The 8,844-nt window shown below is 69.0% G+C and carries 8 protein-coding genes; 4 read left to right on the plus strand and 4 right to left on the minus strand.

Going from position 1 to position 8,844, the window contains the following annotated elements; all coding sequences use genetic code 11:
* The 4 genes from VFX99_RS02300 to VFX99_RS02315 all read left to right on the plus strand — a co-directional run.
* The coding region (locus tag VFX99_RS02300) for a PLP-dependent transferase (RefSeq protein ID WP_329664702.1) at nt 1-262 on the plus strand (262 nt) is incomplete at its 5' end.
* Nucleotides 259-1,581, plus strand: a complete 1,323-nt coding sequence (locus VFX99_RS02305; RefSeq protein WP_329664703.1) for an LLM class flavin-dependent oxidoreductase — start codon at nt 259-261, stop codon at nt 1,579-1,581. The genes VFX99_RS02300 and VFX99_RS02305, both read left to right, overlap by 4 nt.
* A gap of 431 nt (nt 1,582-2,012) precedes the next feature.
* Nucleotides 2,013-2,987, plus strand: coding sequence for a pyridoxal-phosphate dependent enzyme (locus VFX99_RS02310; RefSeq protein ID WP_329664704.1), 975 nt, complete (start codon nt 2,013-2,015; stop codon nt 2,985-2,987).
* Nucleotides 2,984-4,150, plus strand: a complete 1,167-nt coding sequence (locus VFX99_RS02315; RefSeq protein ID WP_329664705.1) for a cystathionine gamma-synthase — start codon at nt 2,984-2,986, stop codon at nt 4,148-4,150. The genes VFX99_RS02310 and VFX99_RS02315 overlap by 4 nt, the downstream gene beginning before the upstream one ends.
* A 9-nt stretch (nt 4,151-4,159) precedes the next feature.
* Here VFX99_RS02315 and VFX99_RS02320 read toward each other — a convergent pair whose 3' ends face one another.
* From VFX99_RS02320 to VFX99_RS02335, 4 genes are all read right to left on the minus strand, one after another.
* Nucleotides 4,160-5,746, minus strand: a complete 1,587-nt coding sequence (locus tag VFX99_RS02320; protein WP_329664706.1) for a peptide ligase PGM1-related protein — start codon at nt 5,744-5,746, stop codon at nt 4,160-4,162.
* Nucleotides 5,743-6,879 (minus strand): adenylate/guanylate cyclase domain-containing protein, encoded by a 1,137-nt coding sequence (locus VFX99_RS02325; protein ID WP_329664707.1) that lies wholly within the window; start codon nt 6,877-6,879, stop codon nt 5,743-5,745. Before VFX99_RS02325 ends, VFX99_RS02320 begins: the two co-directional genes overlap by 4 nt.
* On the minus strand, nt 6,869-7,258 hold the full coding sequence (locus tag VFX99_RS02330; protein ID WP_329664708.1) for a response regulator: 390 nt from the start codon (nt 7,256-7,258) through the stop codon (nt 6,869-6,871). Before VFX99_RS02330 ends, VFX99_RS02325 begins: the two co-directional genes overlap by 11 nt.
* On the minus strand, nt 7,258-8,844 hold a 1,587-nt coding region (locus tag VFX99_RS02335; protein ID WP_329664709.1), incomplete at its 5' end, for an ATP-binding protein. The genes VFX99_RS02330 and VFX99_RS02335, both read right to left, overlap by 1 nt.

Consider the following 8,844-nt stretch of genomic DNA (forward strand, 5'->3'; position numbering starts at 1 on the left):
TGCTGCCAAGACGTTCACGGACTCGCTCGAGCTGTTCACCCGCATGACCCACCTCGGCGATGTCCGGTCGCTCGTCCTGCACCCCGCCTCGACCACGCACGTGAACCGCTCGGAGGAGGATCGCGCGACGGCCGGCATCGGCCAGGGGCTGCTGCGCGTCTCGATCGGGTTGGAGGACGCGGCGGACCTCATCGCGGACCTCGATCGCGCACTGGCGGCCGTGCAGGCCGCCGAGCTGCTCGAGCGGGCCGGCATCGTATGAGCAAGCTGCAGCACTTCGGCTGGTTCCTCTCGCGCGGCTTCGGACCGCACGGCTGGGCGCGGCCCTACTACGAGTGGAACTACCCCTGGCAGAAGCCCGGCATCTACCAGGAGGGCGCCCGCACCCTCGAGCAGGCCGGCTTCGACTTCGTGCTCATCGAGGACGCGCTGTCGGTGGGGATCAGCCCGCAAACGCTGGATCTGCGCGTGCGCAAGGCCTACGGCGGCCCCAAGCACGACCCGTGGACGCTCGCGCCGTACCTCTTCGCCGCAACCGAGCACCTCGGCGTCATCCCGACCGCCAACCCCGCCGGATGGCATCCGTACACCGCTGCCCGCCAGTTCGCCTCGCTGCAGCACCTCTCCAGCGGCCGCGTCGGCTTGAACGTGGTGACCGATGTCGGCTCCGCCCACCACTTCGGCCAGGAGCGGTTGCCGCACGATGCGGCCTATGACCGCGCGCAGGAGTGGCTGGATGCGCTGCGCCTGCTCTGGCGCAGCTGGGACGAGGGCGCGCTCATCGCCGATCCCGAGACGCAGATCTACGCAGACGGCACGAAGATCCGGGCGGTCGAGCACCGCGGGGAGTACTGGTCCTTCGACGGGCCGCTGAACGCTGAACCGCTCCCCTTCGAGCCGGTCGTCGCCTCGCCCGGTGGATCGCCGCGCGGCATCCGGTTCGCCGGTCAGAACTCCGAGATCCAGCTCGCGCTGTCCAACCTCGACGTCGACGCGGTGCGCTCCTACCGCGAGCGCGTCCGCTCCGACGCGGTGCAGCACGGCCGCGACCCCGACACGATCAAGACGCTGTTCGTCTTCAAGCCGATCGTCGCGGCGTCCAGGGAGGAGGCCGACCGGATCGTCGCGGCATCCGCCGACCCGGATGATGCGGCGCTGCTGGCGGTGGCGGAGGCATGGTCGAGCGACCTCGAGACCGACCTGACGGTGCTGGACTTCGATCGACCGCTCGACCCGGGGATCTTCGGCGAGCACGTGTCGCAGGGCACGATCAAGGGACTGCGCGGTCGTTTCGACTCATTCGCCGACGCGCCCTTCCGCGACATCCTGGCCGGCAAGGCGCGGCTCGGGCGCATCGGCGACGGCATCAGCGGCACCGTCGGCACGGCCGGGGAGCTCGCCGACCTCATCCAGGCGCTGGGCGACGACGCCGACAACGACGGACTCATCTTCTCGGGCGACCTGCATCCTGTGACGCTGCACCGCGCGCTCGACGAGATCGTCCCGATTCTCCGGCGCCGCGGCATCCTCCGGTCCGAGTTCTCCGGCGGCGGGCTGCGCGGCAACCTCGACGCGTTCTGACGCCCGAGCCGGCGGCATCCGTCGCCGTGTGCTCTTGCTTCACTTGTCGCGCATCGTCGGCACCCGCGCTCGAGGCGACGAAACGCGCCAGCCGACGGCGCCGTGCGCCGGTCGAGTGGTCGCGTTCCGCCGCAACACGCTCCCATCGCGGCGGTTCGCGCAGACTGACGCGCGACGCACCCGAACCCGAGGTGTCACTTCGTGCCGCAACGACATGTCCTATCCGGCCCGAGCTCCCACCGCAGGCCCGCACGGCGGTCGCCCGAACACCGAGTCGCGGCACTCGTCTGCACCGGCTACTGTGGAGGCGTGCTGACCTGTCGTTGTCGTCGCTGAGTGCCTCGCACCCTCCTTCGACGACCCCGACAGCTCCCGCCGCCTCTGATGTGCGGCCCTTCCTTCAGGACACCATCGTGCGATACGCCCAGAGCGTGACCGACCTCGTCGGCAACACCCCCCTCGTCCGTCTCAACCGCGTGACCGCCGGCCTGCCCGCGACGGTGCTCGCCAAGATCGAGTACTTCAATCCCGGCGGCTCGGCGAAGGACCGCATCGCGGCCAACATCATCGACGCCGCCGAACGCGACGGCCTTCTGCGCCCTGGTGGCACGATCGTCGAGCCGACGAGCGGCAACACCGGCGTCGGTCTTGCCCTGGTCGCGCAGCAGCGCGGATACCGCTGCATCTTCGTCGTCCCCGACAAGGTCGCCGAAGACAAGCAGGCCGTGCTCCGCGCCTACGGAGCCGAGGTCGTGGTCGCGCCGACCGCGGTCGAGCCGGACGACCCGCGTTCGTACTACAGCGTTTCGGCGCGGCTCGTGGCGGAGACGGCCGGCGCCTACATGCCGAACCAGTACGCCAACCCGCACGGTCCCCGCAGCCACTACGAGACGACCGGTCCGGAGATCTGGCGCGACACCGACGGCGGGGTGACCCACTTCGTCGCCGGCATCGGCACGGGCGGCACGATCACCGGAGCGGGCCGGTTCCTGACGGAAGCCTCGGACGGCGCGGTCCGCATCGTCGGTGCCGACCCCGTGGGCTCCATCTATTCGGGCGGCCCCGTGCACACCTACGACGTCGAGGGCGTGGGCGAGGACTTCTGGCCCGCCGCGTTCGACCCGACGGTGGTTCACGAGATCCACCGCATCAGCGACGCCGAGTCGTTCGCGATGACGCGGCGCCTCGCCCGTGAGGAGGGGCTCCTCGTCGGAGGCTCCAGCGGGATGGCCGTCGTGGCGGCCCTCCGCACCGCGAACGACCTGCCCGAAGACGCCGTGGTGGTCGTCCTGCTGCCCGATCACGGGCGCGGGTACATGAGCAAGCTGTTCGACGACAGCTGGATGACCGCCCACGGCTACTCGATCGACGAAGACCCCACCCCCACCGCGAGGAGCGACGCATGACCGACCAGCCCGCACTCCCCGCCCGCGGCTTCGACAGCCTCGCCGTCCACGCCGGTCAGGCGTTCGACCCCACCACCGGCGCCGTCATCCCGCCCGTGCACTTCTCCACCACTTTCGCGCAGGACGGCATCGGGGGGCTCCGGCAGGGCTACGAGTACGGTCGCAGCGGCAATCCGACGCGCACCGCGCTGCAGACGCAGCTGGCCGCGATCGAAGGCGGCCGCCACGGCCTCTCGTTCTCGTCGGGCCTTGCCGCCGAGGATGCGCTGCTGCGTGCCGTCCTGAAGCCGGGTGACGAGGTCCTGCTGGGCAACGACGTCTACGGCGGGACGTACCGCCTGATCGCCCGCATCCTCGGACCCTGGGGCGTCGGACTGCGCATCGTCGACATGAGCGATCTGGATGCCGTCGCGACGGCGTTGGAGGAACGTCCGGCGCGGATCCTGTGGGTCGAGACGCCGAGCAACCCGCTTCTGCGGATCACCGACATCGCCGGGCTGGCCCGGCTCGGCCACGACGCGGGCGCGCTCGTCGTGGTCGACAACACGTTCGCGTCGCCCGCCCTCCAGCAGCCGCTGCGCCTGGGTGCGGACGTCGTCGTGCACTCGGCGACGAAGTACCTCGGGGGCCACTCGGACGTCGTCGGCGGCGCACTCGTGATCAACGACGACGCGGTCGCGGAGGAGGCCCGCTTCCTGCAGTTCGCTGTCGGCGCCGTCTCAGGACCACTGGACGCCTGGCTTACGACTCGCGGCATCAAGACCCTCGGCATCCGCATGCAGAAGCACAGCGAGAACGCCACGGCGATCGCCGAATTCCTCGAGACCCATGATCGGGTCGCTCGCGTGTACTACCCGGGACTTGCGTCGCACCCCGGCCACGAGCTCGCGGCGACCCAGATGTCGGGCTTCGGCGGCATCGTCTCGCTCGCCCTCGCCGACGGCCCGACGGCGCGGCGGTTCGCGGAGTCGACGCGTCTGTTCCAGCTCGCCGAGTCCCTGGGGGGCGTGGAGTCGCTCGTGAACCACCCGGACGAGATGACCCATGCTTCGGTCCGCGGCACCGAGCTCGCCGTTCCCGAGGAGGTGGTTCGGCTCTCGGTCGGCATCGAGAGCGCCGACGACCTGCTCGACGACCTCGCGCAGGCGCTCGCGAGGCTCTGACGCGCGCGTTCAGTCGGGCAGCGCGCTCTCCCGGCTCGCGGCGCGCGCCTCCGAGAGCAGAAGCTCTCTCGCGCGGTCGTAGAGCTGCATGGCCTGCTCCGGCGTGTCGCCGACGGCGGTCATGCCCACCCGACCGTGCTCGGTGATCGAGCTGATCATGTGGAACACGATGCCCGCCTGCCGCGACTGGTCGAAGTGCATCCCGTGCCGGGCCACGGCATCGAACAGGTCGCCGATCGACAGCGCCCGAAGCTCGTCGGCCTCGAGGTGATCCGTCGCGACGAGATGCTTTTCGGCACCCTCACGGGTGACGTACCGTCCGGATTCCGCGTCGTAGCTGCCGTCGGTCAGGAACTGCAGTGTCAGGAACGGATGCGTGGTGCCGCCTTTGCGCAGGTTCAACTCGATCGCGTACGCCGACCAGTCGCCCGCGGCATCCCGTACGACCACGAAGTCGACCGCGAAGCGACCGATCACGCCGTCCTTCGCGAGCCGCTCGCCGATGGCGGCCGCCGGCTCGCTGATGAGTCGCGAGTACGCCGCGTCCGCGGGAAATGTGCAACCCAGGTAGCTCTGGCCGCTCGCGCCGCCGAGCAGCTGGTCGTGCGTGGACAGCAGCTCGAGGCTTCCGTCGGGACGGGCCCGGAGCTGAACGCTGGGGCTGAGCAGGTCTTCGCCGACGATGCGCTCCTCCACGATTCCGCCGTCGGCCTCGAGCCGCTCGACATACCAGTCGAACTGAATGCGAGGCAGCTCGAACTGCATCCGGCGGAGACGCTGGAGGATCGCCACACGTCGATCGGATGCCGGCAGCTCTGCGATGCCGGTGAGATCGACGAGCGCGTTCCCGGTGCCGGACACGCCCTCGTTGAGCTTCACGATCACCTGGGTCATCGTCGGTCGCGTGACGAGCATCTCTTCGATCGCGCCGGCGACCTCATCCAGGCTGTGCAGATCTTCAGCGCCGAGCGGATAGGGGACCCCGACCTCACCGAAGAGCCGTCTGCAGCCGGTCTTCGTGCCCAGCGGAGCGAGCCGCGGGTCTGCCCCGTACATCGGGATGCCGAGGGTGACGGCGATGTCGCGCTCGAGCTCGGTGGTGTTGTAGGGGATGAGGTGGCTGCGCGCACGATTCGGGATCAGCTCGGCGATGCGGGCGAGCAGCTGCGGACGCTCGAGCAGCTTCCTGCTCAGTGGCCGCACCGATGCATCGCCCACCGAGATCAGCGAGAGGCGTGCCCGCGCATGGCTGGGGATCACGCCCGGCAGCAGTGCGAGGTAGTACTCGACGATCCTCGGGTCGATCGGCATCGAGGTGACGTAGACCATGCGCAGGCGAGGCTGGCGCAGCAGCAGAAGCAGGAAGAGGAAGCGCTCCTCGTAGGCCTGGGTCGTGCTGCCGCTCCCCGCCGTTCCGCTCGGCGTCACCGACGGGATGACGACCACGGACTCGTCGTCGTAGTCGAGCTTCATCGCCCCCCACACGGATTCCATGCGCTCCTGAAGCCGCTGGAACCTCTCATACCGGGCGTTCTCGTCGAGACTCGAAAGCGTCTCGACCACGTTCGGCGCCTCTTCGGTCTCGACTGCGGTCATGGCGTGAGCCTCACTTTCGATTCATCGATGCCGGTGACATCGAACGCCTGGATCGGCCGGCTGAATCCGCGCAGCTCCAGCGCTCCCATCGACTCCCCCACTGCGAGTCCCTCGGTGGCGAAGAACACCCGCTGGGCGACGAGTATCTGCCCTGCGCCGGCCGCACCGCACAGTCGGGCGGCCAGGTTGGTGACGCTGCCGATCGCCGCATAGTCGAAGCGGCCCTCGAAGCCGATCCGGCCGAGCGTCGCGAAGCCCTGCGCGATGCCGATGCCCAGCGCCAGATCGTGGCCGCGCCGGCCCCAGCCCTCGGCGAGCGCACCGACCCGCTCGCGCATGGCCACGGCCATCGTCACGGCGCGCTCGGCAGCGTCGTCGACGGTCAGGGGGTCGTTGAAGAAGACCATCAGTCCATCGCCGGTGAAGCGCTCGAGGGTCCCCTCGAAACGGTGGATCAGCTCGCCGAGAGCGGCGTGATATTCGGACAGCACCCCCATGACCTCTTCGGGCTCGCTCGATTCCGCGAACGGCGTGAACCCGCGCAGGTCGCAGAACACGACGACGATCTCGCGGCGGTGACTGCCCAGGAACGTCTCATCGCCGGAGTCGATGATCAGATCGACCAGCTGCGGCGAGAGGAACCTGCGCAGGCGGTTCACCCGCTGGAGCTCGTCGACCTGCGCGTGAACGCGGGACTCCAGTTCGGCGTTCCACTCCGCGAGCTCCGCGGCCTGCCGCTCGATGGTGTCCTGGTAACGCTTGACCCGCGCCAGCGAGGCGACGCGGGCCAGCAGCTCGCCCTGGTTGAACGGCTTGCTGACGAAGTCGTCCGCGCCGGCTTCGATCGCCCGGACCTTCTCCTGCTCCCCGCTCGCGGTGATCATCACGACCGGCAGGAACTCGAAGCCGGGGGTCGTGCGAATGCGTCGGCACACCTCGTAGCCGTCGATTCCCGGCATGAGGATGTCCAGCAGCACGAGGTCAGCCGCGGCGGTGGGCAGCATCGCCAGTGCCTCTTCCCCGGACGCGGCCGTCAAGACCCGGTATCCGCGGGGACTGAGCACCGCGTCGAGCAGGCGCAGGTTCTGCGGCAGGTCGTCGACCGCCAGGATCGTGATCTCGTCAGCGGACATCGGATCGCCCGTTGCCCAGGAACTCGCTCACCTGCGAGGGCAGCTCCCGCACGCTGATGGGCTTGCCGATGTATCCGTCGAACCCTTCGCGTGCGGCGCGCTCCCGATCCTCGCGCATCGCGAAGGCGGTGACCGCGACGACCGGAACACCGTCGAGCTGCCTATTCTGTCGAAGCAGGCGCAGCGCCTCGTACCCGTCGATGCCGGGCAGCTGGATGTCCATCAGAACCAGATCGGGCTCGCAGGTCTGCGCGAGCGCGACCCCCTCCTCACCGGAGGGCGCGGCCACCACCTCGAAACCCGAGACGGTGAGCACGTCGCGGACGAGCTTCAGGTTCAGCGGGTTGTCCTCGACCACCAGGATGCGATGAGACGGCATCAGCCCGCTCCCTGTGACGGCACCGGCGCTGCGGGCAGCGCTCCGACGCGGCGAAGCGCCGAAATGAGCACATCCCTGCCGATGGGCTTGTTCAGGTAGTCGGCGGCGCCGAGCGACAGACCGCGCGACTTCTCATCGAGGATGGACACGATGATCACCGGGATGCCGCGGGTGCTCTCGTCGGCCTGCACCAGGTTGAGCACCTCCCAGCCGTCCAAACCGGGCAGCCGGATATCCAGCACGACGGCGGCCGGCGAGAGCGCCCGGATCATCTCGATGCCTTCGGCACCGTCCCGCGCGAGCACGATCTGCACGCCCAGTCCGTCGAGGTACGCCGTCACCAGGTCGAGTGAGGCCCGGTCGTCGTCGACGACGACGACCACGGGCAGGTCGGTGGCGCCATCCGGAGCCGGTGAGGCGTTTTCGGCGGCGGCGCTGAGGGGCACCGTGAAGCCGAACGTGCTGCCCTCGCCCAGCTCGGTCTCGAGCCACATCGATCCGCCCAGCAGTGCAACGATCCGCCGGCACAGGGTGAGGCCGAGACCTGTGCCCTCTTCGCGCTGGGTGCCCCGCCGGCCCTGCTGGAAGGACTCGAAGATCCGCTCTTCGTCCTCGGGCGGAATCCCCATGCCGTCGTCGCTCACGGTCACCTCGAGGTCGTCTCCGCGTCGCCTCGCGGCGACGGCGACGTGGCCGCCGTCAGGTGTGAACTTCACCGCGTTGCTGAGCAAGTTCAGCAGCACCTGCTTGAACCGCAGTTCGTCGGTGTCGAGCGAGTCGATTCCCGGTTCCACCTCCAGAGTCACCTCGATGCCGTGAGCCGCCGCCCGCTCGCGCACCATGGAGATGCTGTACTCGAGGGCGCCCCGCGCAGAGAAGATCGATCGCTCGAGTTCCATGCGACCCGCTTCGACCTTCGAGAGGTCGAGAATGTCATTGAGCAGCTGCAGCAGATGCTTCCCCGAGCCGAGGATGTCCCGGAGGTACTCGTCCTGGCGCTCGTTGAGTTCACCGAACATCCGCTCGAGCAGCACCTCCGAGAACCCGATGACGGCGTTGAGAGGCGTGCGCAGCTCGTGCGACATGCTCGCCAGGAACTCTGACTTGTGCTGGCTCGCGACCTGCAGTTCCGCGGTCTTCGTCTCGAGTTCGCGGAACAGCTGCGCATTCCAGACGGCGAGCGCGGACTGACTCGCGAAGGTCTCGAGGAACTCGATCGTCTCGGCGGAGAAGTCCCCCGGAGTCTTGCGTCGCACGACGAGCGCGCCGATGATCTGCTGGCGATGCAGCACCGGAACCGCGACCATCGAGCGCCAGCCGTCGGCGTGCAGTAGCTGCAGGTGCGGATCGAGGTCGACTGTGTCGAGGTCGGCGACGGCGATCGGGTGACCCTCGAGTGCGGAGCGGCCGACCAGCGTCGTGTGCAGCTCCACGCGGATCTGACGCAGCTTCGCCAGCAGCTCCGGGCTGCTCGCGTAGGCGCTGCGCACCGAGAAGCACTGCTCGCCCTCGACGTACTCCATGATCGATCCGCCGTCGCACCCAGAGAACCGCACGGCGTTCATGATGATGTTGGAGAGCACCTC

It is taken from the genome of Microbacterium sp. (assembly GCF_036277215.1).
Taxonomy (GTDB): Bacteria; Actinomycetota; Actinomycetes; order Actinomycetales; family Microbacteriaceae; genus Microbacterium.

Bases quoted from the DNA above. Each gene is read 5' to 3' on its own strand.
- VFX99_RS02325 (WP_329664707.1), bottom strand. From the start codon at position 6,879: ATGTCCGCTGACGAGATCACGATCCTGGCGGTCGACGACCTGCCGCAG.
- VFX99_RS02320 (WP_329664706.1), bottom strand. From the start codon at position 5,746: ATGACCGCAGTCGAGACCGAAGAGGCGCCGAACGTGGTCGAGACGCTT.
- VFX99_RS02305 (WP_329664703.1), top strand. From the start codon at position 259: ATGAGCAAGCTGCAGCACTTCGGCTGGTTCCTCTCGCGCGGCTTCGGA.
- VFX99_RS02315 (WP_329664705.1), top strand. From the start codon at position 2,984: ATGACCGACCAGCCCGCACTCCCCGCCCGCGGCTTCGACAGCCTCGCC.
- VFX99_RS02330 (WP_329664708.1), bottom strand. From the start codon at position 7,258: ATGCCGTCTCATCGCATCCTGGTGGTCGAGGACAACCCGCTGAACCTG.